This window comes from Streptomyces sp. NPDC037013 (assembly GCF_055607265.1).
Genome location: NZ_JBVJRV010000006.1, coordinates 186,034 through 207,898 on the forward strand (window position 1 = coordinate 186,034; position 21,865 = coordinate 207,898).

Here is a 21,865-nt window from a genome sequence, read left to right on the forward strand (position 1 = left end):
GGCGGCGCGTCCGACTGGGCTTGATGGGGGGCGCGGTCGGTGCGCGATGTTTCACGTGGAACAGTCCGGGCCACATTTCCCCCATGACCGTCCGACCCGTGGTCAAGCGCACCGCACGTGCCGTCCTGCTGGACGGAGACGACCTGATCCTGATCAAGCGCACCAAGCCGGGTGTCGACCCGTACTGGGTCACCCCGGGCGGCGGCGTGGAGACGGAGGACGCGTCCGTCGTCGACGCGCTCCACCGCGAGGTCCACGAGGAACTCGGCGCCAAGATCACCGATGTCGTCCCGTGTTTCGTCGACACGGTGGAGCACATCGGCGAGGACGGCGGCGCGACCGGGGTGAAGGTGCAGCACTTCTTCGTCTGCCGCTTGGAGTCCATGGACCTCGGTCAGCGCCATGGCCCCGAGGTCGAGGAGCCGTGCGGCGAGTACGAGATCGTGCACGTGCCCTTCACCCGGGTCGGCATCGCCTCGGTCCATCTCGTACCGCTGTCGCTGCGGCACTACCTGGACGGCAACATCGAGGGCGTGCGGGCGATGCACGCCCCCGACCTGGGTTAGTCGGCCGCCGCCATCAGTTCCTCGACGGCGTCGTGGCGGATCCTGCCGTCCGGGATGCCGATGTCCCGCAGGGCGTCCACGCCGTTGCGGATCATGCCGGGCGGTCCCGAGAGGTAGGCGTCGTACTCGTTCCACGGCCCGTACTCGCGCACGGCGTCCGGCAGTTGTGCGCGCTGGTCCACCACCGGGCGCACGGCCAGCCACGGGTGGGACTGCTGGAGCCGCAGCATGGTGTCGATGTCGTACAGGTCGTGGTCGGTGCGGGCTCCGTAGAACACCTCCATCGGGCGCCGCCTGCCATGTTCGGCGACATCCTCGACCAGTGCCTTGATGGGGGCGATGCCGGTGCCGCCGCCCAGGCAGAGCAGTCCGCTGTCGGTGGTGTGGTCGACGGTCATCGATCCCGCGGGCGGGCCGAGCCGCAGGATGTCTCCGGGGCGGGCGTGGTGCACCAGGGCGTTGGAGACCCAGCCGGCCGGGACGGCCTTGACGTGGAAGGACAGCAGCCCGTCGGGGCGGGGCGCCGAGGCGAAGGAGTAGTGCCGCCAGATCCGCGGCCACCAGGGTGTCTCCAGGCTGGTGTACTGCCCGGCGAGGAAGGGGTATGGCTGGTCGGGGCGGACCGTGACGACAGCGATGTCAGGGGTTCTGAGGTCGTGTGAGACGACCTCTGCGAACCACCAGGCGGGGGCGCGCAGCTCGTCCTCGGCCGCCGCGTCGATCATGATCTGGGAGATCGTCGTGTACGTCCGGACCCAGGCGGCCTCGGTCTCCTCGTCCCACACCGCGCTCGCGTACCGGCTCAGCGAGCCGATCAGACACTCGCCCACGGCCGGGTAGTGCTCGGGCTGCGTGCCGTACTTACGGTGTCCGCGCCCGAGGTTCTTCAGGTACGAGACGAGCACGTCGGTGTGGTCGATGTGCTCGGCGGCGGTCAGCAGCGCCTTGAGGATCCGGTCCCGCTGGGTGTCCATCGCTGCGGGGAACAGCGCCCGCAGATCGGGGTGGCGCGTGAAGAGCAGCGCGTAGAAGTACGAGGTGACCTTGTCGGCGACGGGGGCTATTTCGGCCATCGTGCGCTGCACCAGGACCGCGTCGGGGGACGCCTTCCGGGAAGGGTCCGCCGTCGGAGCGGGGGCGAGCGGCGAGGTCGCCTGGGACTGAGGGGCGGGCGGCTGAGTCCGGGACGCCGGAGCCGACGCGGCCGGGGTCTGTGACACCTGGGCCGGGGCAGCCGCGGGCTGAGATGCCTGGGCCGAAGCAGTCGCGGGCCGGGGTGTCGCGGCGGCGGCTATTCGCTCGTCCGCGGGGTCCTCAGAGGCAGCGGACGCCGACGGCTCGGCGGGACCCGGCTGCCGCCGCTCACCGCCTTCGGAGCCCTCGGGACCCTCACGGCCCTCGTGCTGCTTCGGGGTACTGCGCGGGGTGAACCAGCCGCCTCCGTCGCCGGAAGTACCGTCATCCGCCGACGTGGTGGTCGGAGCGTCCATTGCTGTGCCTCGCCTCGAACATCTCTCGGTCGGTCTGCGCACTTCCTGCCGGAAGCTGCCTTCTTTCCCCGCTCTGCATCGACGGCCGTCACGGCCACACTGCCCGGCTTCCCGAGCCCTACGGACAAGTAGGCGGAGAATGTGACATTGGCCGCAGTCACCTCACCCGCAGCATCCCATTCCCCGTTGCCGCGCCGGCCGCATAACAGGAAGTACGGGCTCTCGATCTCTTCGTCCCGTTAGGCTCCATGGGCCTGCGCGCGTGCTCCTCAGCGCGCGAAGAGGCGCGCCCGGCACGAACAGTGGTCGACCATACCGGCAGCCGCCGCACGCACAAGCCCCCTCTTCCCTCCCCGGAATTCAGCGGTGCTGCCTGCCAATTGCCTGGATTACCTGCCCTGTCCGACCAATTCGTATGCCTCGCGCAGATCCCGGCCGACATATGAGTGGGTGGCCAGCCTCGCCAGCCGTTGATCCGCGTTGACCGCCACGGAAACGGGCACCACCCTGAACAGGTCCAGATCGGAAAGCGAGTCGCCGTACGCGACGCAGTCGCTCCGGCCCACCCGGAACTCTTCACAGAGCCGGTCCGCGATCTTCACCTTCGCCGCCGCGTCGAGAATGCCCGTGGGATCAACCGGCTCGGTGAACGGCACGGCGGGGAAACGCGAACCGTGGGCGGCGTGCGCGCCCCACCCGATGAGCCGCTCCACGAAGAACGACGGAGAGAGGGAGACCACCGCGCAGTACTCCCCGCGCTCCCGGATCTCGGCCCAGGTCTCCTGGATGCCAGAGAGCCAGGGGGCTCCGTCGAAGGCCGCCGTCACCTGGGCGTCCGTGAGCTCCGCCCACAGGGCGTGCACCCGTACCGCATACTCCGGCGACCCGATGTGTCCCGCCACGAAGTCCCGCTCCAGCTCGGCGATCTCCGCGTCCAGGCCGAGTTGGCGCGAGATCTCCACGGGTGCCGCCGTGCCGTGCAGCAGCGTCCCATCCAGATCGAAGAGGTGTAGGCGTGCCATGTACGCCGAGGCTAGTACCCGCGGTTACTCCCGCTGTCAGACGCCCCCGCACCCGCTGTTCGGCATCGTGTTTCACGTGAAACTTAGCCGTCCCGCTCGTCGGGTCTCCCTGGTCTTGCATGTGGTCGGGTCAGCAGGTTGGCTCGGTCTCACCCTCGGGCTGCTCGCTCTCGCCCTCACCGCCGTCACGACGGAATCCCCCGCCCTCATCGAGGCCACCGTCCGCTCGATGAAGGTGTTCACGGACTGGCTCGTGCTTCCCCTCGCGCTCCTCACGCTGCTGAGCGGCCTGCTGCTCTCCCTGGGCACCCGGTGGGGCCTGGCGAGGTACCGCTGGGTCTACGCGAAGTTCTGGCTGACTCTGATCACCACGGGCCTGTCGGCGTTCTCGCTCCGCCCCGGGGTCAGCGACCGGGCCGCGGAGGTCGCTGCGGGTGTCCCGCCGGCCGACCCCAGCGGCCTCATCGCCGGCCCCGTCGTCTCGCTCGGCGCCTACCTCTTCATGACGGTCATATCGGTGCTGAAGCCCTGGGGGCTCACCCGCCGTGGCCAGAAGGAACGTGCTTCCGCCCACAAACGGGTGGACGCCGAGGAGGTCGGTCAGACAGCCTGACCCGCGTGTCGACACCTTCCCTCTCCGCACTGCCCATCCGCCCGCTGACGCTCCGTGATCTGGCGTCCTGCGCCGACCTGTCCGAGGACCGGGGCTGGCCGCGCGAAGAACACAAGTGGGGTCTGCTGCTCTCGGCCGGTACGGGCTACGGCATCGACGACCCCGACGGAAACGGCCTGATCGGCGCCTACGTAGTGACCCGGTACGGCTCCCAGGAGCGTCCCGGTCTCGCCGCGATCGGCATGGTTCTCGTCGCCGAGCGGTACGCGCGGCGGGGGATCGGCCGTCGGCTGATGCGGTACGCCGTCGAGGAGGCGGGCACCACCCCTCTGACCCTCCATGCGACACCCTTCGGCCGGCCGCTCTACGAACAGCTCGGCTTCAAGGCGATCGGCCGGGCCGAGATGGTCGTGGGACGCTTCGCCCCCGCGGGACCGCTCCCCGACATCCTGACGCGCCCCGCCACCGCGGAGGACCTGGCGGCGATCCTCCGGCTCGACACCGAGGTCTTCGGTCACGACCGGATGCATGTGATCACCCGGCTGCCCGCCTTCACCGACCAGTTCCGGGTCGCGGAGTCCGACGGTGAGATCGTCGGCTACGTGGGCGCTTGGCCCAACATGGAGACGCATGTGGTGGGCCCGCTCATCGCCCGCGACACCGAGACGGCCAAGGCGCTCATCGCCGCGGTGGGTGCGCACACCGACCGCCCATTGCGCACCGACATCGACGTACGGCACGAAGAGCTGCTGGCGTGGGTCAAGGAGAGCGGCCTCGAACCGGTCGCCGAGAACGCCGTGATGGCATACGGGACCCCCGACCTCCCCGGCGACTGGTCCCGCCGCTTCGCGCCGCTGACGGTCGCCGCGGGCTGAGCCGGCCCGCCGGGGGGCCGGCTCAGGTCGCGCGGACGGGCGCGGGCAGGCGCTATACGAGAGCCTCCACGGCCGCCGTCGCGAAGCCGTGATCCTGCTCGGGCGCGCCACCGCCAACACCGATAGCACCGATCAGGCGGCCGTCGCGGTGGACCGGCACCCCGCCCGCGATGAAGAGCAGGGGGCGGTCGAGCGCGGTCGGCAGGGTGTGGAAGAGACCGCCGGGCTGGACCGCGTCGACGAGGTCGGCGGTCGGGGTGTTCAGCTGCAGGGCGGTGTACGCCTTGCGGGTGCTGGTCTCCCCGGAGATCAGCACGGCCCGGTCGTCGCGCCGGAAGGCGAGGAGGTGGCCGCCGGCGTCGAGGACGGTGACGCTGACCGTCACACCGGATTCCTCGGCCGCGCGGCGGGCGGCGGTGACGAGAAGCTCGGCGTCCTCGATGGTCAGCGGGGCGACGGCGGTGGGGGTGGTGGTGCTCATGAGGGGTTTCTCCTTGCGGGTGTTGCCGGTGATACGGGGGAGGGGGCGGGGACGAGGCGTGTGGAGGCGGTCAGTGGTGGGCCGCCACCGGCGCCGGGTGCTCCGCGGCCGTCGGTGCCGCGCCCGTCACGACGGTGCTGTGGCCTCCGGAGCGGCGCTCCAGAGCGGCGGAGACGACGGCCAGGACCAGGGCGGAGGCGGCGAGCACCGCACCGACCCAGTTGGGGGCGGTGTAGCCGAGGCCGGCGGAAATGACGAGCCCGCCGAGCCAGGCGGAGAGCGCGTTGCCCAGGTTGAAGGCGCCGATGTTGACCGCGGAGGCGAGCGTCGGGGCGCCCGCGGCGTGGTCGAGGACCCGCTTCTGCAGCGGCGGCACGGTGGCGAAGCCCAGCGCTCCGATCAGCAGGACGGTCACGGCGGCCGCGACCTTGTTGTGCGCGGTGAGCGTGAACAGGCCGAGCACCAAGGCGAGAGAGCCCAGCGTGACGTACAGCATCGGCATCAGCACGCGGTCCGCGAGCCGTCCGGCGACGAGGTTGCCGCCGACCATGCCGAGCCCGAAGAGGACGAGCAGCCAGGTGACGGAGGAGTCCGCGTAACCGGCGACGTCCGTCATCATCGGCGTGATGTAGGTGATGGCCGCGAAGACGCCGCCGAAGCCGAGGACCGTCATCGCCATGGCGAGCAGCACCTGGACGTTGCGGAAGGCGCCGATCTCGTCGCGCAGCCGTACGCCTTCGGGCTTGGGCAGGTCGGGCACGAGCTTGGCGACGCCGAGGAGGCCGAGGACGCCCAACGCGGCGACGATCACGAAGGTGGTCCTCCAGCCGATGGCCTGGCCGACGAGGGTGCCGAGCGGCACGCCCACCACGTTGGCCACCGTGAGCCCCGAGAACATCGTGGCGATGGCGCCCGCCTTCTTCTCCGGGGCGACCAGTTCGGCCGCGACGACCGAGCCGATGCCGAAGAAGGCGCCGTGGGCGAGCGAGGCGACGACGCGGCCCGCCAGCATCACGCCGAAGACCGGAGCGACGGCGGAGAGCAGATTGCCGACGATGAAGAGGCCCATCAGGAGCATCAGCATCCGCTTGCGCGGGATCCGGGTGCCGAGGGCGGTCATCAGGGGGGCGCCGAGCACGACGCCTAGGGCATAGCCGGTCACGAGGAAGCCGGCCGTCGGGATGGAGACGCCGAAGTCACCCGCGACCTCGGGAAGCAGCCCCATGATCACGAACTCGGTGGTCCCGATCCCGAAGGCCCCGATCGCGAGGGCCAGAAGCGCGAGAGGCATGGATCTACCTTCCAAACGATTGCAGATGCGCTTAACGTTCAACCACAATAATTGCAGACGCGGGATACTTGCAACCGCCGGATATTGCATCGGTGGATTACTCTGGGTGCAGCCACTCCGGGACGGAGGAAGAGAGAGCCATGACAGCGACAGATCCCGCACTCACCGCACTCGCTCAGGGCTGGTGCGCCCTCTCCTTGCTCCACGGGAAGATCGAGGCCCGTATCGAGCGGGCCCTGCAGAGCAACCACGGCCTGAGCGTGCGGGAGTACGCCCTCCTGGACGTCCTCAACCGCCAGCACGACGGAGAGGGCGGCCACCTGCAGATGAAGCAGGTCGCCGACGCCGTGGTGCTGAGCCAGAGCGCGACCACCCGCCTGGTCACCCGGCTCGAGGAGCGGGGCCTCCTCTCCCGCTACCTGTGCCCCACCGATCGCCGCGGCATCTACACGGACGTCAGCGAGGCAGGTGCCGCGCTGCTCGCCGAAGCGCGGCCCACCAATGACGCCGCCCTGCGCGAGGCGCTCGACGAGGCCGCGCAGAACCCGGAGCTGGCTCCGCTGGTCAAGGCCGTCGAAACGCTGCGCGTACCCGCGTAGGAGAGACCCGGCCCGACCACAGCCGAGGCGGGCCGCGGCCGGGTAGGCACAGTCCACGGCCCATGAGGCACGGGTGTGGCGGGGGGAGGCATAGGCTGCGGCCATGGGAGACCTTGAAATACGCCCCGCCACGGTTGCGGATCTGCCCGCCATCGTGGGCATGCTCGCCGATGACCCCTTGGGCGCCGCACGTGAGTCGCCGGATGACCTCACTCCGTACGTCACTGCGTTGGAGCGACTGGCCCGCGACCCGAACCAGCATCTGGTCGTCGCCGAGCGCGAGGGACGCGTCGTCGGCACGCTCCAGCTCACGATCGTCCCGGGGCTCTCACGGAAGGGCGCCACTCGGTCGATCATCGAGAGCGTACGGGTCCATGCCGACGAGCGCGGGAGCGGCCTCGGCACACGGTTCATCGAATGGGCCATCGAGGAATCCCGGCGCCAGGGCTGCCAGTTGGTGCAACTGACCTCCGACGCCTCTCGCACCGACGCCCACCGCTTCTACGAGCGGCTCGGTTTCGCGGCGTCGCACGTGGGCTTCAAGCTTCCGCTCTGATCGACGCTGAGGCGGCATGTTTCACGTGAAACATGCCGCCTCACCACGTCACGCCTGCGGGAAGCCCCGCCACCCCTGCGGGTCCACCCCGCCAGGAACCGGAGCCCCCTCGTCGTACGGCTCACGGGTGAAGACGAATGAGCCCAGGTCGAGATGGCTCACCGAACCGTCCCCCCGCCGTACGCCCCGCAGCAGCTCCCCCGCGTAATAGCCGTTGAGGCCCGTCCAAGTGCCGTCCCCATTGGGTCGGAACCGGGCCTGCCGCCCCGCGCCGGAGAGCGGGCCCAGCTCGACCCCACCGTCGGGCGTCAACCGCAGCGCGAGCACCTGCGTCCCCCAGTACCAGGGACCCGCCAACTCCAGTGCTTTCTCGTCGACTTCACCGAGAGGCCGCCACGGCTCCGGGATGCGGGGCTCGGCGTCAGCCACGATCTTCAACAGGTCCACTGCCAGCGCCCCCACCTGCGGCCCCGACGTGCAGTTGGCGAGCGCGACCGTGACAAGCCCGTCCGCCTCACTCACCCACAGAGCGGCCAGGAAGCCCGGCAGGGAACCACCGTGCCCCGCCAGACTGCCCCTCTCCCACCGCAGCAGGTCCATTCCCAGGCCATACGCCCTGTCCCATTCCCCCGCCTGCTGCGGCGCCGCCGGTATCCGCATCTCCCGCACCGACTCGGCACCGAGCACCCGGTCGTCCCCCTTCACCAGGAAGGACCCGAACCGCGCCAGATCCGCCGCCGTCGACCACAGCTGGCCGGCCGGAGCCATCAGGCCCAGGTCCTCGACGGGTTCAGGCATCATCACGTCGGCCCAGGGGTGTACGGCGAAGCCGCCGGCGTGCGGAGCCTGCGGCTGCGCACTCGTACGGTCCAGCCCCAGCGGTTCGAGGACCTCGCGGCGCAGCACGTCCTCCCACGGGGCTCCGCGCAACGCCTCCACCAGCGAACCCAGCAACGTATAGCCGGGGTTGGAGTAGTGGAAACGACGTCCCACCGGGTGCTTGAAGGGGTCCTGTCCCAGCACGTCGGCGAGTTCCGGACGGGTCGAACCGGGCGTGCGCTCCCACCACGCTCCCGGCGTCTCGGCCGCCAAGCCACCTGTGTGGGAAAGGAGTTCGGCGATCGTGACCTCGCCGACGCTGGTCCCCGGCAGGTGCTTCTCCAGCGGGTCACTCAGGTCCAGGACACCCTCGTCCCGCAGCCGCATGACCAGCACGGCGGTAAACGTCTTGGTGATCGAACCGATGCGGTACTGGACGTGCTCGTCCGGCGCGTGACCGTCCACCATGCTGCGGCCGCCGCTCCACACCAACTCACCGTCCCTGGCCACCGCCCCGACCAGCGACGGCGTCCGGCCCTCGGCCTGGGCGGTGGCGATGCGGTGCAGCAGGGCGCGGCGAGTGGCGGGAAGGAGATCTTCATGGGGTGTCGTCATGGCACCAGTTCACCCGGGCGACGCCCCTGAGTCGAGCGAATTCGCCCCGCCGCCCCAAGACAGACCAGGTCAGGATGCCCAGGACAGCGAGACCGCGCCGCCTCCGCTTGGTGACGTTCAACCCGAGTCCACCCCTCCAGGGAACCGAAGCCCCCTCGTCGTACGGCTCACGCAGGCCTGTCGCTGTCAGGGCGCTTCAGGCGCATCCTGTGAAGTGCGCGGAGTGGGCGCGCATAGGTTCTGGCCGGCGGGAGGAATGCATGGAGAGCGCGCCGAGCAGAACGGCGATGTTCGCGGCCGTGTCGCGTGGATTGTTTCGCCTGGAGACAGCGTCGCCGTGGGTCCTGGATGACGCGCTGGCCCTGGTGCTTGTCGGCCCGGTATGGCGGGAGCTGCGAGACCGGTTCGATCCGCTGTTCCCCGGCCCGGTCTGTCGCGAGTCCCGCGCGGCTGTCTGCACCCGCAGCCGGTACGCCGAGGACCGACTGGCTGCCGGCGCCTTCACGCAGTACGTGATTCTTGGCGCGGGGCTTGACTCGTTCGCGTGGCGGCGGCCGGATCTGCTCGGCTCGCTGACGGTATTCGAGGTTGATCATCCCGCTTCCCAGGCCTGGAAACTCGATCGGGTCACGGTGCTCGGCCTGCCGCTCAGCGACTCGCAGGTCTTCGTGCCGATTGATTTCGAGGCCGAACCGCTTCAGGACGTTCTGGGCGCGGCCGGGTTCGACTGGGCGCAGCCGGCGATGTTCTGCTGGACGGGTGTCGCTCCCTATCTGACGGCGCAGGCGATCGAGTCGACGTTGCGCACGATCGCGGCGGCCGCTCCCGGGTCTGAGGTGGTGTTCTCCTACCGGGCCGAGGACTGTGTGCTGGACGACGCGGGAACGGAATTCGCCCGGATCTACACACCGATCGCGGCTGCGACCGGCGAGCCTCTTCAGCCCGGCTGGCCGGTGATCGAGATCGATAGGCTGATCAGCCGGTGCGGGCTCAAGGTCGTGGACCATCCCACACGTGCAGACCTCCAGCAGCGGTACTTCCCCGGCCGTACCGACGGGCTGCGGCCCTACACCTTCGAGACCCTGGTGACCGCGCGGGTCACCTGAGCGAACGCAGCTCCGTGTAGGATCTCGCGGCTCGTGTCATGGCGCGGGTGCAGTGACCTGCGTCTTATCCGGTTGTCTCGCAGCTTGGCCAGCCGACTTTGTCTCAGCGCCGTGTCATTTCCTCGGCTGGCAAACGTCAGTGCACGCGTTGTGTGGCCAGGTCCAGCCAGTGCTCCGCATCGGTCGGTGTGAAGTGCCTGATGGCCCAGTCGACCATGCGAAGGCTCATGTGGGCCCATGCAGGCCGCAGGGTGCCAATGAACGGTGGGTCACCGGCTCGCCGGCTCCAGGAGACAGCAGGCCGGAACTGAGTCCCGCGCTTCAGCGTTCGTGCGAAGTGGCGAGCCGAAGCGCGCCAGGCAGTGCCAGACCTTCTTGAGCGCCTGTGGCTCGTAGCGGTCTGTGTGGGCAGCATCTCCAATGATCCGGGGATCAAGCCAGCCGTCGACCGCGATCTCGGCGCCTAGATCGACGTACTCCTGTCCGCGGTAGTCCGGATGGCGTCGCAAGTGATCCACGGCGAGTCGGAAGCCGGGATGCCACTCAATGGCGCATGGGAGTCGGCGGGCCATGTCTTCCACGGCCGTGCCGCGATAGCTGGGATCTAGGACCAGGGCTTCGACGTCGCAGTCGAACCTGACCGGCCCATGAATCTGCGCTTCGATGTGGCCGTCCAAGGCATCGAGGCCGTCGGCCTCGGCCAGCTCAAGGAGCGAGAAGCGGTTTGCAACTCCGAACGCCGAGGGGTCGGTGGAGCTGTCTGGGTAGCAGAACGTGGCTCGCGCGAGAGTCTTGATTATGAGCCTGAAGTGCGAGGAGCCGAATCGAGGTGCCCCGCCGACAGCATCTCGCCGGTAGTTCAGCGCTCCGTAAACGGGGCGTTCGCCAGCGGCGGCGTGGTCGTAGGCACCTCCGAAGATACGGTTTTCCCAGCGCCACCTGTCCCCGCCTGGGTGGGCGGTCAGACCGCCATTGCTGGTGCCGGTCACGAACTGCGACCGGTAAATTCCGTCCTCCGCCATCTTGAGCAGGATCGGGCGGTCGCCCGCCATGCGGTCGGGGTGGAAGTTCATCGTCAGCCGCAGTCCGCGGTTGAGCGGCCCTCCCGAGGACAGGGCCGCGACGTGACGCAGAGCCCTCTCCTGCGGGGACCAACCAACATCAGTACCCATCCGCGCAGTGTGCCCGAACATCATCTGTGACCACACCGGGTTTGAATTGGCCAGAGAGTTCGCACTGCTGTATCGGGACATAGCCAAGAACCCGCCCGCAGACAGAGAGGTCAGCGGAGCCGAGCTGCGATCTGCCGACGGGCAGGACCCCAGACTTTCTGGAACTCCGCGGAGGTAAGTTGCTCAGGGTCGTGGCCTTCCCATTCCGAGACGGGCAGCTCGGCGGTAATGCCGAATCTGCTGTCGTACTCGTCGAGGCGGCCTGCGTCGTAGGCTCGCTGCCACTCGGCGAGAGAGGCAGCTGCGATTGGGGTCAGCTCGGGGCCTTCGAGTTCGACCTGCCGAATCACCCAGCCTTCGGCGTCGACCTCGAAGTAGAACCAGGTGTCTTCCTCGTCCCAGTAGCAGCGCATCCAAGTGGTCACCGGTCAATGATGACGGTGTGGGCGCCATGACTGTCTTGGGCAGTGAGCGCGCGGTGGACTCTTTCCTCGGAAGGGATCTTGGTGATCGCGGTGACCACGCGTTTGCCAAAGCTGGTCAGCTTCATGGCTCTGCCGCGCGTGGCCCGCTCCAGCAGGAGCTGTCCGAGGTCTCCCTCAAGCTGGTTGATCTGGTTCACCAGCGTTGGCCGATTGATGCTGAGGGCTCGCGCTGCCTCATGGATCGAAGGGAAGGACGATGCGGCCGCGAAGTGTCGCATTCTCTGCCATGCGAAGGGACTGGTGAGGCCGTTTCGCAGGGTAGCGGGGAGTTGGACGGCCAGTTCGGTTGTTCGGAGGGCTGCATGGTGACTTCCTCCTCCGCTGCGACGGAGGGGGATGTTATGGACGCGGGCCCAGCGGGCCATGTTCGAGCGGCTCATGCCTTGCTCGCGGGCCAGGTCGGGCAGGGGCCGTCGGCGGACGACGTACTGCTCGAAGAGCCAGGCCCGTTCGATGGTCACGCGGGGCTGACGGCCTTGGAAGCCAGCGATCGGGATGTCGTATTCGCGGGCAAGATCCGTCAGCAATCCGCGGGAGAAGCCGGTCATATCGGCGATCGCCTGGAGTGAATGGCGTTCGTCGAGATAGAGGCGTGCCAGGACGTCCTTCGGGACTTCGCGGCGAGCTCGCTGACGGATCTGGACGGTGGATCGCGCTGAGCGCTCGGTCACCTCGGCTGCGGGGGCAGGGTGTTCGTCCAGGACATAGCGGATGGCAGCGATGCTGGTGTCGAGCACGCGGGCCGCATGTTGGACGGGGCGCTTGTGCTGGCGGACGAGCTGGTGGAGGCGGGGGATGTCGACGTGATCCGGGTCGGATCCGGGCAGGTCGAGACCGCTCAGCAGCGTGGCGGGCGGCTGCCATGTGATCGGCTCGTTGTGGATGTGGTTCTCGGCAAGGAAGTGTCTTGCTTCTCCAGCCAGTGCATCGGCGAGTTCGGGGGTTTGTAGGGCCGCGAAGTAGGCGGTCTGTTGCCTGAACTCTGCTTCGGTGAGCCCCTGGTAGCGGGGGAAGGCTTCGGCGGGGAGGCCGCTGATGCGTTGGAAGAGCAGGCTTCGGACGATCTGCTCGCGGGGCCCTCTGCCGACTGGAGTGCCGGTGTTACGACAGATCAGTGACCAGCGGCTGCGGGGAAGCAGACGGGTGTAGTCCAGGCGGCGTCGCCGCTGATAGTCGATAGGCACCTCGGTGGCATCGAGATGATCAGCGAGCCGGACCAGGGCAACAGCCGTGTCGGTCCACTGCGGCAGATCCTGAAGCCACTGCAGAATGCGGGAGATGTTGATCCCGGTGGTGGCCGAGCCGAGACGTCCGGCAACGTCCTCGAGTCGCGCTTTGCTACCGACGATCAGCAGGGAAGCGGCCAGGACCGGGGCGATAGCGCGGGGATAGACCCCTTCTGGTGGAGTGAGCCGGGCCATCCAGACAGGCCAGAACATGCTGGGGATCTTCCTGGCCCTTCGGTCGATATCCAGGCTGGTCTTCTCCGTGCGGCGGGGCATGGCGGCGGAGGTGCGATGCCGGAGTTGTTCAGTGGGCCGCATGCTGGGTGCAAGAGCCGCGATGTGTACCGCGTTCAGGACCGTGCTCAGGTCGCGCCCCCAGCCGTCGATGCTGGTGATGCTGACTTGCCAGAGTTCCTCGCGCATCGCCTCGATCAGGTCCCGCAGCACCCGGCCGGCCCGATGAATGTCGGGCTGATCGAGAACGTGCAGGGCGATGGCGACCGAGGCGGCCGTGCTGACAGCTCGCGGAGGTGCCATGAAGCCGGGCCGCTCGGCGGCGCGTGAGGCGAGCGGGCAGCCGGGATCGGTAATGAGGTGCCCATCGGCGATATCGCGAGGGACCAGGTTCCGTAGGTCGGAGGCGGGCAGGTCTTGCAGGACGCGCCTCGCGATCGCCTGGATATCCGTGAGGGCTTGTCGTGCGGATTCCGGACTGTACTGGTAAGCGCCGAAATCAGCGGTGTCCGCGTCGATGAGGTCCAACAGACGGGCCTGTGCCAGCAACGCCGGGTGCGAGGCGGGGAGCCGGAGCGTACGGGTTTGTGTCAGATCGAAACCGCAGCCCTTGGAGAAGCCTCCGCCCGGGCCCGGATATGGAGAGCCGCAGGTATGCGGCCGGGGGATCGCCGGCGTGGATGCGGGCCGTTCTCGGGGGATCTGGTTGCAGGCAGGACAGCAGTCCGCCAGCAGTCGGCCGTGGTGAAGGCAGGCGAAAGAACAGCCCAGCCGCCAAGACAACAGCCAGCGGCCGCCGCTCTCTATGAGACAGTCCGGGCAAAAGCGCGACCCGCTGCCCCGGCCCCAGAGCACCCGTCGGTTGACGTTCGGGCGCTCGGTATTGATGCGAACGGCCCGCCCGTCGTAGTACATCAACGTCATGTCTGTGACGGTGCGCTCGTCCAGCCCGCTCGCATGCGCGATGTTCGTGGTGTGGGCCCCGTTCAGAAGGATCGTCCAGTCGCGCGGGATGCCCCGGAGGTGATCCCCATGGCCCGTTCGCGGCGGAAGTCCGAGATGGTGCAGCACCTCGCCGAGTGGGCTGTCCAGCCGTCGGGCCAAGGCTTCAGTCCAGGAGTCCAGAGCCTCCCCCGGTAGCGGGGGAACCCGGATCGGCAGGGTGCGGACGCGCGTAATCACGCGGCTGTGCCCGACCGCGAGCGCGAGCGGGGGCGGCTGGTCAAGCGGCGCCGTTCCAGGGCCGCCTGGAGCTCAAGGCGGGCCGCCTCGGATGCCTCGTCGTTCTTCACCCGGTCCATCAGTTCCTGATCGAGACGTTCGACGCCAGTGCGGACCGCCCGCTGGCAACCGCGGTTGATCAGCGTCATCAGCGAGCCGATGTGTCCGGTACTGCGGGCGAAGAGGTAGTCGGACAGGTCGTCCGCGAGCATGCCGGGGTGCTTCTCGGTGAGCACGAGACGCTGTTCGAGGGCCAGCAGCATGTGCCGCCATTCCCGGCGCCCGGCCTCCGCTTCGATGGTGAACGGACGCAGTCCCAGGCGGGTGGTCCGACGGCCGGTCTGGGCCAGAGCGGTGTCGCGCCCGTTCGTTCCCTCGCCGAACAGGCCCTTCTCCGCCAGTTCGACCCCCACCATCAGCAGCGTCACCGGGAACTCGTTGGCGATCCACTTCAGGTGATTACTCACCTGAATGCCGCTTTTCTGTCCCCATTTCAAGAAGTGCAGATCGTCCAGAACAACCAGTCGCACATCACAGGACAACACGCAGTCCAGCACCCGTCGTCCGAACTGAGCGGTGGTGCCCCGCCCCTGTCCGGGATGGCCGAAGAACTCCAGCATGGCCCGGTTGAGGTCCTTCATCCCGGTGTTCCCGGTCAGCCCGACCCGGCAGACGGGGATCCGCTCGTGCCCCTGGCTCGTGAAAGGGCCCGACTCCTCGATCTCCCGCTGGTGGAAGTCACGGGCGAAGGCCAGCACCGAGGTCGTCTTGCCCAGCCCCGGGAACGCATCGACAGCCACCGCCCCCTTGGCCTTGTCGCCGTCGTGCTCGTTGCTGTCGACGATGTCCCACAAGTCCTCGTGGAGATCCGCCAATTGCGGTGTCTTGATCGGGCCGATGTTCGCGTGCCACTTCCGGCGACGCCGGTCGTAGTCCGCTCGCGCCTGCATCGCCAGGGACTTCAGCTGCCTGCGGGTCAGCAGATCGGGCTGAATGCGGCGAGGACTCTCGGCGAACGCCTTGAAGTCCTCCTTCCGCGACAGGGCAAGATTGTCCGGCCCCGGAACGCTGTCCTCGCTCACACATCCTCCAGCGCATCAGCGTAGAAGTCGTTGTCGTTGGCGAGGTCCTCCAGATCGGCCTCGTCGTCGTCCCCCGTCTCCGTCACCACGTCGGGCTCCCGCGGTTCCGTGGGCATCTCGTCCTGACCGAGGGCCTTGCGTACGGACGGAAGCGAGACGACCGTCTCCGCCTCCCCCTTCGGAAGTTCGATGGCGGCCTGCTCGCGTGAGAGCCGCAGGGCCATGCGCCGCTCTGCGATCGTGGTGCCCAGCCCGAGGTTCCACCGCTCCAGCAAGTCAGCGACAGCGAGCCGGTCGTCCGGGAAGCGATACTTCGAAGCAGCCAGCTGCCGGGCGAATGTCAACGCGTCCTCACTCAACGGCATCTCGACCGACGGCGCGTGCTCCCAGACCAACGTGTGCCAGGCCCGGGTGGCCGGATCACGGAAGTAGATCCGGGTGATGTCGTCGGGATCCACCTGGAACGGCCAGCCATTCTTGACCGGACCGTCGTACGGACTCCGGATACCACTCAGGCCCTTCAGGCCGGGGCCGCTGTAGCGGCGACGGCCAATCTCGACCCCGTAGTGCTGGATCGTGCGCCACTTCGTGGCGAGGAACTCAAAGGCCAGGTCCTTGTCCCGCGGGACTTCAATCCAGCCGGCCCGGGCCATCCCGTGCTCGAACATCTTCGCTGGGGACATCCGCAGTCCCGGCACCCCCGGATCGACCAGACTCGCGTGCGGCCTGCAGTGATAGACCACCGCCGTCCACTCCTGGATCACCGCCTCCAACTCGTCCAGGAAGAAGAACGCATCGTCCTCCGGAGCCTCGCCCCGAGAGTGGATGTCCGGTCCCTTGTAACCGGGAAGCGCCTCAAGCAGCCCTTCCCTCAAGGTCCGGAAATACCGTTCCACCGGTCCCTTGTCCCGGCCCGTCCGCAGCCTCGCAGGCTGGATCGATATCCCCATCCGGCGGCAGACGCTCGTCAGATGCTCCGAGACGTAGACCTTGCCGTGATCGACCACCAGCGTCTCGGGCACCAGCGGTGGCGAGGCCAGCCCGGGACCGACGGCACCCTCGACGTCGACCAGGACCGTGCGCGGGATGCCATGCTCGGGCCAGACCGCACCGCGCGGCCAGTTCCGCCCCGCCGGCCGCGGCCTGAACGACTGGAACAGCACCGCGCTGACATCTACCGCCTTCGTCGACACCGGCGTCAGCCGAATCCCTGTGATGCAGCGGGTGTACCAGTCCATCCCAACCGTCAGCTCGGCCTGCACCCGCTTCAACGTCAGCGGATCGAACGCGAACACGTCCAACCGCGTGGTGTCCATCAGCAGATACTCACCCGGCCGCGTCGGCCGCAGCTTCCCGTACGGACCCTCCGGACGATCCGCGATATCCCGGTTCCGCTTCGTACTCAACCGGAACAGCGGATGCCTTCGCTCCAGGCCCTCCAGCACCCGAAACGCAGTCGCCCTGCTCGGCTGCGGCACCACCTCCGCACCGAACCGGGCAACCACCCGGGCCCGCGTCCGCTCAATCACCAGCGTCCGCGACGGCTTCGACTGACCGGTGTGCTCGACCATCACCTCCAACGCGGTCTCCACCCACCGATCATCGACCGACGGCTGCGTCGGCCCGGACAAGCCGCGCTTCGAGACAAGCCCGGCCTCACCGTGACGCCGAAAATCCGCGACCCATTGCTTGATCGAGCGGACCGACACCCCAAGTTCCCGAGCCTTCGCTGCGTACTTGGCCTCGGCCGACTCACCGGGCTCGTACTCGGTGCGAGGTTCTCCTGCGCGTGCAAGCTCCGCACTGCCCGAGCGGTAGCCCGTCAGGACCTCGCGGACATGTTCCGCTCGCTCCAGGACTTTCCGTCGCTCGTCATCACGCAGTTGACTCAGGACAACCGAAGCGATCTCCCCAGCATCATCTGCCGACGGACCGGCCTGGTCAGGAACGATCTCGGCACGGTCGGAGAACAACAGCTCCTTCAGGGACAGCCGCCGCACGCAGCCATGCCCGTCCTTGAGAACCACCTCGTTTCCCGTAGTCGTCGCCGCCAGCTCGACCACTTCGACGGTCTCTCCGTCGTAGCGGAATCGCGTACCAACTCCGACGCGAGCCCCGGCCCTGCTCATGCCGGCTGCCGCAGCGTGCGCGACGGGCCGAGTGGCTGGTCGAGATCGGTAACAAGACTCTGCGTCCAGAGCAAATGATGGATGGCTGACCGAACTTTGGGTCCCGGATGACCAGGCAGACAGGCCACGGCCCGCCCCAAGGGCACTCCATCCAGATCAATTCCACGAAGCTCTTCCAGCAGCGCGGCACTAAACAGCCAGTCCCTGCGGTAGCCCGCCAGGAATCGGACATTCTCCAGCTCCACCGTCGGAGGCTCGCTCCACACCTCGTACTTCCATCCGCGCGCCTCCACCGCCTGCCGGGTCCAATCGAAGGTGAACGCGACCTCGGGCTTGGACACACGATGCAGCGGCTTGACGTCAACGATCACCGGCACCTGGTCGGTGAGCAGGAGATAGTCCGGAATGTGCTTGCGGATCTTCCCCTCCAATACGGTCTGAAGCAGGAAGGCTGAGCCACGATGCCATGGACGCTGCGATCGAAGTCCGCGAAGAGCAATCGGGCCAGCTCCAGGCGGGATTCGTAGATCACGTGATCGTGCATGGTCGCTGACCAGTAGGTACCTGAGTAGTGCTTCTGCCCTCGGTACCAGCGGAATACCCGCCACGGCGCCGCGGAGGCCAACAGATCCTTGGAAGCGGCCGGCCAGGCATACTCCTCGACCTCGTCGCCATCATGGCGGCGCACTCTGACCAAGACTTCCGCAGCAAAGCCCATGACGTACCCCCGCCCAGACCACGGTCCGTACGACCAGACTGCCCGCCGTCGAGAGCAGACGCCTGAGCTCGGAGCCAAGTAGCCCGAAAGAGTGAACGCGCCGACCTGCTTGTCTCACGGCCACTGCATAAGTGCAGCCAATATGAAGCAGAGCGTGAGACTGTGCAGCGAAATCTGAGACCCTACCCTCCCCTCACTCAGGTCTGCGCCATGTCCACGAAGCGGGAGTAGTGGCCCTGGAAGGCAACGGTGATCGTCGCCGTGGGGCCGTTACGGTGCTTGCCCACGATGATGTCGGCCTCGCCCGCGCGCGGTGACTCCTTCTCGTACGCGTCCTCGCGGTGCAGCAGGATCACCATGTCCGCGTCCTGCTCGATCGAGCCGGATTCACGCAGGTCGGAGACCATCGGCTTCTTGTCCGTGCGCTGCTCGGGGCCACGGTTCAGCTGCGAGAGCGCGATCACCGGCAGCTCCAGCTCCTTGGCGAGGAGCTTCAGGTTTCGCGACATGTCCGAGACCTCCTGCTGGCGGCTCTCGGCTCGCTTGGAACCGCCCGACTGCATCAGCTGGAGGTAGTCGATGACGACGAGCTTCAGGTCGTTCCGCTGCTTGAGGCGGCGGCACTTGGCGCGGATCTCCATCATCGACAGGTTCGGCGAGTCGTCGATGTAGAGCGGGGCGGCCGAGACGTCCGGCATGCGCCGGGCGAGCCGGGTCCAGTCCTCGTCGGTCATCGTGCCGGACCGCATGTGGTGCAGGGCCACCCGTGCCTCGGCGGACAGCAGACGCATCGCGATCTCGTTGCGCCCCATTTCGAGCGAGAAGATCACGCTCGGCATGTTGTGCTTGATCGAGCAGGCCCGCGCGAAGTCCAGGGCCAGCGTCGACTTACCCATGGCGGGACGGGCCGCGATGATGATCATCTGGCCCGGGTGGAGGCCGTTGGTGAGCTGGTCGAGGTCGGTGAAGCCGGTCGGGACGCCGGTCATCTCCCCGGACCGCGAGCCGATCGCCTCGATCTCGTCGAGAGCGCCCTCCATGATGTCGCCGAGCGGCAGATAGTCCTCGGTGGTGCGCTGCTCGGTGACCGCGTAGATCTCGGCCTGGGCGCTGTTGACGATCTCGTCCACGTCACCGTCGGCCGCGTATCCCATCTGGGTGATGCGGGTGCCGGCCTCGACCAGGCGGCGCAGCACGGCGCGCTCGTGGACGATCTCCGCGTAGTACTCGGCGTTGGCCGCGGTGGGGACCGTCTGGACCAGCGTGTGCAGATACGATGCGCCGCCGACCTTGGTGATCTCGCCGCGCTTGGTGAGCTCGGCCGCCACGGTGATGGGGTCGGCCGGCTCGCCCTTCGCGTAGAGGTCGAGGATCGAGGCGTAGATCGTCTCGTGCGCGGGGCGGTAGAAGTCGTGGCCCTTGAGGACCTCGACCACGTCGGCGATGGCGTCCTTGGAGAGCAGCATGCCGCCGAGCACGGACTGCTCCGCGTCGAGATCCTGCGGGGGGACGCGCTCGAACGACGAACCTCCGCCGTCCCAACTGCTCTCCCGGCCCCGGTCGTGCTGCTCGTCGCGGCCGCGGCCTCCGTCGCGGCGCTGACGGGAGACGGGCAGACGGTCACTGGGACCGCTGTCGGCCCAGGGGTCGTCCAAAGGCTCGGAGATACTCACCGGGCCACCTCCTCCCGTCCGCCGAGCGGACCTCGCCGTGCCCCTCTTTCCTACGGCACGACACTGACAAATAAGGGGGCCCAACTCCGGTTCTGACGCGTCGGTTTTACGTGGTTTCCGAGGTCGCAGGACGAGGCGGGCGCCGGACCACGGTAGGCCTGTGGGCACCGTCAGCCAATCTGGTTATCCACAGGCGGTGTGGATGACGGACCCTATGCTGTGGAGAACTCCGCGAAACCTGTGCACGGTCCGGTGGACAGCCCTGTGAACAAGCACTCAGACCGTTCAGCAAAACCCGTCTGACCTGCACTTTTCCCATCCACCGGCTGTGCAGAAGAAAAACTTCCCCAGTCGGACCAAGATCGTTGCAAACCACGCGTCACGGTGCGTCATGAGAGAGATCAAGTAAGGGTCTAAAGAACATTGCATCTCTTACCTGTGGAAGATTAGATTGGTGTCCATGACACAGGCTCCCGCGGCACCCAAGGCCGCAAGGCGACGGCACGACCGAGAGATCATCGCGCTCGCCGTTCCCGCTTTCGGCGCGCTCGTCGCCGAGCCCCTCTTCGTCATGGCCGACAGCGCCATCGTCGGCCATCTCGGCACCGCACAACTGGCCGGCCTCGGCGTCGCCTCGGCACTCCTCACCACCGCGGTGAGCGTCTTCGTCTTCCTCGCCTACGCCACCACCGCGGCCGTCGCCCGCCGGGTGGGAGCCGGAGACCTCCAGTCCGCCATCCGCCAGGGCATGGACGGTATCTGGCTCGCGCTCCTCCTCGGCGCCGCGGTCATCGCCGTCGTCCTGCCCACCGCGCCCGCCCTCGTGGAACTCTTCGGCGCCTCGGACACCGCGGCCCCCTACGCCGTCACCTATCTGCGGATCTCCTCGCTCGGCATCCCCGCCATGCTCGTCGTGCTCGCCGCCACCGGCGTCCTGCGCGGCCTGCAGGACACGAAGACCCCGCTATATGTCGCGATCGGCGGCTTCATCGCCAACGGCGTCCTCAACGTCGGCTTGGTCTACGGCGCCGACCTCGGCATCGCCGGTTCCGCCTGGGGCACCGTCATCGCCCAGTGCGGCATGGCCGCCATCTACCTCTTCGTCGTCGTACGCGGCGCCAGGCGGCACGGCGCCTCACTGCGGCCGGACGCCGCCGGTATCAGGGCCTGTGCACAAGCCGGTGCGCCCCTGCTGGTCCGCACCCTCTCGCTGCGGGCGATCCTGATGATCGCCACCGCCGTGGCCGCCCGGCTCGGCGACTCCGACGTCGCCGCCCACCAGATCGTGCTGTCTCTGTGGAGTTTGCTGGCCTTCGCACTCGACGCCATCGCCATCGCCGGCCAGGCCATCATCGGCCGCTATCTGGGCGCCGACGATCCGGACGGCGCGCGCGCCGTCTGCCGCCGGATGGTGCAGTGGGGCGTCGCCTCGGGCGTCGTCCTCGGCCTGCTGGTCGTACTCGCCCGGCCGCTGTTCATCCCGCTCTTCACCGGTGACGCCACCGTCCAGGACGCGGCGCTGCCCGCCCTCGTGGTGGTGGCCCTGGCCCAGCCCGTCTGCGGCATCGTCTTCGTCCTCGACGGCGTCCTGATGGGCGCGGGCGATGGGCCCTACCTCGCCTGGGCCATGATCATCACGCTGGCCGTCTTCACACCGGTCGCCCTGCTGGTGCCGGTCTTCGGCGGTGGCCTGACCGCGCTCTGGGGAGCGATGACGCTGATGATGGTGGTCCGGATGCTGACCCTGTGGCTGCGCTCCCGCTCCGGCCACTGGATCGTCACGGGCGCCACACGCTGAGCCCGTGTTCCACCGGCTTCCACAGACTTCAACGGTGGTGTTTCACGTGAAACACCACCGCCCAGCGCGAAGGAAAGGGCCGCACCCAGTGGGT

19 protein-coding genes and 1 pseudogene are annotated in these 21,865 nt (G+C 68.1%); 7 read left to right on the plus strand and 13 right to left on the minus strand.

The annotated features are described in order from the left end of the window. Positions 1–83: 83 nt before the first annotated feature. Entirely contained in the window at positions 84–566 is a 483-nt protein-coding gene (locus ACZ7DY_RS23070; protein ID WP_471137974.1) for an NUDIX domain-containing protein, read from the plus strand. Here the strand turns inward: ACZ7DY_RS23070 and ACZ7DY_RS23075 are convergent. Together ACZ7DY_RS23075 and ACZ7DY_RS23080 are read right to left on the minus strand one after the other, a co-directional pair. Further along, the gene (locus ACZ7DY_RS23075; RefSeq protein ID WP_471137976.1) at positions 563–2,056 is read right to left on the minus strand and encodes a globin domain-containing protein; all 1,494 of its coding nucleotides are present in this window, start codon (positions 2,054–2,056) and stop codon (positions 563–565) included. The genes ACZ7DY_RS23070 and ACZ7DY_RS23075 overlap by 4 nt on opposite strands. A 389-nt stretch (positions 2,057–2,445) precedes the next feature. Then, positions 2,446–3,078, minus strand: a complete 633-nt coding sequence (locus ACZ7DY_RS23080) for an HAD family hydrolase (RefSeq protein WP_471137978.1) — start codon at positions 3,076–3,078, stop codon at positions 2,446–2,448. Between the two features lie 76 nt (positions 3,079–3,154). Here ACZ7DY_RS23080 and ACZ7DY_RS23085 point away from each other — a divergent pair, with 76 nt between their 5' ends. Together ACZ7DY_RS23085 and ACZ7DY_RS23090 are read left to right on the plus strand one after the other, a co-directional pair. Continuing rightward, positions 3,155–3,691 (plus strand): DUF2269 domain-containing protein, encoded by a 537-nt coding sequence (locus ACZ7DY_RS23085; RefSeq protein WP_471137979.1) that lies wholly within the window; start codon positions 3,155–3,157, stop codon positions 3,689–3,691. A 5-nt stretch (positions 3,692–3,696) separates the two neighbouring features. Beyond that, entirely contained in the window at positions 3,697–4,566 is an 870-nt protein-coding gene (locus ACZ7DY_RS23090) for a GNAT family N-acetyltransferase (protein ID WP_471137981.1), read from the plus strand. Between the two features lie 52 nt (positions 4,567–4,618). Here the strand turns inward: ACZ7DY_RS23090 and ACZ7DY_RS23095 are convergent, their stop codons facing one another. Together ACZ7DY_RS23095 and ACZ7DY_RS23100 are read right to left on the minus strand one after the other, a co-directional pair. Continuing rightward, positions 4,619–5,047 (minus strand): GlcG/HbpS family heme-binding protein, encoded by a 429-nt coding sequence (locus ACZ7DY_RS23095; protein WP_471137982.1) that lies wholly within the window; start codon positions 5,045–5,047, stop codon positions 4,619–4,621. Positions 5,048–5,117: 70 nt separating this feature from the next. After that, positions 5,118–6,338: an MFS transporter gene (locus tag ACZ7DY_RS23100; RefSeq protein ID WP_471137983.1), complete on the minus strand. Its 1,221-nt coding sequence runs from the start codon at positions 6,336–6,338 to the stop codon at positions 5,118–5,120. 140 nt (positions 6,339–6,478) lie between these two features. Between ACZ7DY_RS23100 and ACZ7DY_RS23105 the strand changes: the two genes are divergently transcribed. Continuing rightward, positions 6,479–6,937, plus strand: coding sequence for a MarR family winged helix-turn-helix transcriptional regulator (locus tag ACZ7DY_RS23105; protein WP_471137985.1), 459 nt, complete (start codon positions 6,479–6,481; stop codon positions 6,935–6,937). A gap of 103 nt (positions 6,938–7,040) precedes the next feature. Beyond that, positions 7,041–7,493, plus strand: a complete 453-nt coding sequence (locus ACZ7DY_RS23110) for a GNAT family N-acetyltransferase (protein ID WP_471137986.1) — start codon at positions 7,041–7,043, stop codon at positions 7,491–7,493. Positions 7,494–7,541: 48 nt separating this feature from the next. On the opposite strand, the gene ACZ7DY_RS23115 is transcribed toward ACZ7DY_RS23110, so the two are convergent. Next, positions 7,542–8,927, minus strand: coding sequence for a serine hydrolase domain-containing protein (locus ACZ7DY_RS23115; RefSeq protein WP_471137987.1), 1,386 nt, complete (start codon positions 8,925–8,927; stop codon positions 7,542–7,544). Positions 8,928–9,187: 260 nt separating this feature from the next. Here ACZ7DY_RS23115 and ACZ7DY_RS23120 point away from each other — a divergent pair, with 260 nt between their 5' ends. Continuing rightward, positions 9,188–10,033, plus strand: coding sequence for a class I SAM-dependent methyltransferase (locus ACZ7DY_RS23120; protein WP_471137989.1), 846 nt, complete (start codon positions 9,188–9,190; stop codon positions 10,031–10,033). 136 nt (positions 10,034–10,169) lie between these two features. Here ACZ7DY_RS23120 and ACZ7DY_RS23125 read toward each other — a convergent pair. The 8 genes and pseudogenes from ACZ7DY_RS23125 to dnaB all read right to left on the minus strand — a co-directional run. After that, positions 10,170–10,283 (minus strand): annotated as a pseudogene (locus ACZ7DY_RS23125) (phosphotransferase); the annotation flags it as partial. 19 nt (positions 10,284–10,302) lie between these two features. Further along, the gene (locus tag ACZ7DY_RS23130; protein ID WP_471137991.1) at positions 10,303–11,205 is read right to left on the minus strand and encodes a DUF3626 domain-containing protein; all 903 of its coding nucleotides are present in this window, start codon (positions 11,203–11,205) and stop codon (positions 10,303–10,305) included. Between the two features lie 110 nt (positions 11,206–11,315). Then, positions 11,316–11,618, minus strand: a complete 303-nt coding sequence (locus ACZ7DY_RS23135; RefSeq protein ID WP_471138695.1) for a hypothetical protein — start codon at positions 11,616–11,618, stop codon at positions 11,316–11,318. Between the two features lie 8 nt (positions 11,619–11,626). Next, positions 11,627–14,332 (minus strand): TniQ family protein, encoded by a 2,706-nt coding sequence (locus ACZ7DY_RS23140; protein ID WP_471137992.1) that lies wholly within the window; start codon positions 14,330–14,332, stop codon positions 11,627–11,629. Next, on the minus strand, positions 14,329–15,453 hold the full coding sequence (locus tag ACZ7DY_RS23145) for an AAA family ATPase (RefSeq protein ID WP_471137994.1): 1,125 nt from the start codon (positions 15,451–15,453) through the stop codon (positions 14,329–14,331). The genes ACZ7DY_RS23140 and ACZ7DY_RS23145 overlap by 4 nt, the downstream gene beginning before the upstream one ends. Then, positions 15,450–17,582 carry a helix-turn-helix domain-containing protein gene (locus ACZ7DY_RS23150; RefSeq protein ID WP_471137996.1) on the minus strand — a complete coding sequence of 711 codons (2,133 nt, stop codon included), beginning with the start codon at positions 17,580–17,582 and terminating at the stop codon, positions 15,450–15,452. The genes ACZ7DY_RS23145 and ACZ7DY_RS23150 overlap by 4 nt, the downstream gene beginning before the upstream one ends. Next, positions 17,579–18,013 (minus strand): TnsA-like heteromeric transposase endonuclease subunit, encoded by a 435-nt coding sequence (locus tag ACZ7DY_RS23155; RefSeq protein WP_471137998.1) that lies wholly within the window; start codon positions 18,011–18,013, stop codon positions 17,579–17,581. The genes ACZ7DY_RS23150 and ACZ7DY_RS23155 overlap by 4 nt, the downstream gene beginning before the upstream one ends. 484 nt (positions 18,014–18,497) lie before the next feature. Then, positions 18,498–19,973 (minus strand): replicative DNA helicase, encoded by a 1,476-nt coding sequence (gene dnaB, locus ACZ7DY_RS23160; protein WP_471137999.1) that lies wholly within the window; start codon positions 19,971–19,973, stop codon positions 18,498–18,500. A 460-nt stretch (positions 19,974–20,433) separates the two neighbouring features. Here dnaB and ACZ7DY_RS23165 point away from each other — a divergent pair, with 460 nt between their 5' ends. Further along, entirely contained in the window at positions 20,434–21,771 is a 1,338-nt protein-coding gene (locus tag ACZ7DY_RS23165) for an MATE family efflux transporter (RefSeq protein WP_471138000.1), read from the plus strand. Positions 21,772–21,865 lie beyond the last annotated feature (94 nt).

What these genes read in the sequence shown, in the direction of transcription:
- ACZ7DY_RS23070 (WP_471137974.1), top strand. Translation starts at nt 84, where the DNA reads ATGACCGTCCGACCCGTGGTCAAGCGCACCGCACGTGCCGTCCTGCTG.
- ACZ7DY_RS23075 (WP_471137976.1), bottom strand. Translation starts at nt 2,056, where the DNA reads ATGGACGCTCCGACCACCACGTCGGCGGATGACGGTACTTCCGGCGAC.
- ACZ7DY_RS23080 (WP_471137978.1), bottom strand. Translation starts at nt 3,078, where the DNA reads ATGGCACGCCTACACCTCTTCGATCTGGATGGGACGCTGCTGCACGGC.
- ACZ7DY_RS23095 (WP_471137982.1), bottom strand. Translation starts at nt 5,047, where the DNA reads ATGAGCACCACCACCCCCACCGCCGTCGCCCCGCTGACCATCGAGGAC.
- ACZ7DY_RS23100 (WP_471137983.1), bottom strand. Translation starts at nt 6,338, where the DNA reads ATGCCTCTCGCGCTTCTGGCCCTCGCGATCGGGGCCTTCGGGATCGGG.
- ACZ7DY_RS23105 (WP_471137985.1), top strand. Translation starts at nt 6,479, where the DNA reads ATGACAGCGACAGATCCCGCACTCACCGCACTCGCTCAGGGCTGGTGC.
- ACZ7DY_RS23110 (WP_471137986.1), top strand. Translation starts at nt 7,041, where the DNA reads ATGGGAGACCTTGAAATACGCCCCGCCACGGTTGCGGATCTGCCCGCC.
- ACZ7DY_RS23115 (WP_471137987.1), bottom strand. Translation starts at nt 8,927, where the DNA reads ATGACGACACCCCATGAAGATCTCCTTCCCGCCACTCGCCGCGCCCTG.
- ACZ7DY_RS23120 (WP_471137989.1), top strand. Translation starts at nt 9,188, where the DNA reads ATGGAGAGCGCGCCGAGCAGAACGGCGATGTTCGCGGCCGTGTCGCGT.
- ACZ7DY_RS23130 (WP_471137991.1), bottom strand. Translation starts at nt 11,205, where the DNA reads ATGGGTACTGATGTTGGTTGGTCCCCGCAGGAGAGGGCTCTGCGTCAC.
- ACZ7DY_RS23135 (WP_471138695.1), bottom strand. Translation starts at nt 11,618, where the DNA reads ATGCGCTGCTACTGGGACGAGGAAGACACCTGGTTCTACTTCGAGGTC.
- ACZ7DY_RS23150 (WP_471137996.1), bottom strand. Translation starts at nt 17,582, where the DNA reads ATGAGCAGGGCCGGGGCTCGCGTCGGAGTTGGTACGCGATTCCGCTAC.
- ACZ7DY_RS23165 (WP_471138000.1), top strand. Translation starts at nt 20,434, where the DNA reads ATGACACAGGCTCCCGCGGCACCCAAGGCCGCAAGGCGACGGCACGAC.